This is a genomic window from Streptomyces sp. AC627_RSS907 (genome assembly GCF_019049165.1).
Genome location: NZ_JAGMUE010000538.1, coordinates 1 through 636 on the forward strand (window position 1 = coordinate 1; position 636 = coordinate 636).

Sequence of the window (636 nt, forward strand, 5' to 3'; positions counted from 1 at the left end):
CCCGGGGACCCGCTCAGTTGCGGGACACTAGCTCTGGGGCACATCTACGATCCCGGTGAAGGGGGAGACTCCGCTGTGAGGGGTGACACTCCTCGCACCGGGCCAGGAAGGGGAACCAGCCGATTTCCCGACGCGTGGATACGATCAGTAAGCAGTATCAAGACGACACGACCGAGGAAGACTAAGGAAGGAGGTGCCCCGTGGGAGTACTGAAGCGCTTCGAGCAGCGTCTCGAAGGTCTCGTGAACGGCACCTTCGCCAAGGTGTTCAAGTCCGAAGTCCAGCCGGTCGAGATCGCGGGGGCGCTCCAGCGTGAGTGCGACAACAACGCCACCATCTGGAACCGCGACCGCACCGTCGTCCCCAATGACTTCATCGTCGAGCTGAGCGCGCCGGACTTCGAGCGGCTCAGCCCGTACTCGGGACAGCTCGGTGACGAGTTGTCCGGCATGGTCCGCGACTACGCCCAGCAGCAGCGCTACACCTTCATGGGCACCATCAAGGTGCACCTGGAGAAGGCCGACGACCTCGACACCGGTCTGTACCGGGTGCGCAGCCGCACACTCGCCGCGAGTCAGAGTCAGAGCCCGCAGCCGGGTCCGGCCGCGGGGCCGCCGCACGGCGCCCCGCAGGGAC

1 protein-coding gene is annotated in these 636 nt (G+C 65.9%); it reads left to right on the forward strand.

All coding sequences use genetic code 11. From position 1 onward, the window contains the following. Positions 1-200: 200 nt before the first annotated feature. Positions 201-636, forward strand: a 436-nt coding sequence (locus KUM32_RS36895) for a DUF3662 domain-containing protein (RefSeq protein WP_308408816.1), incomplete at its 3' end; no start/stop codon positions are given.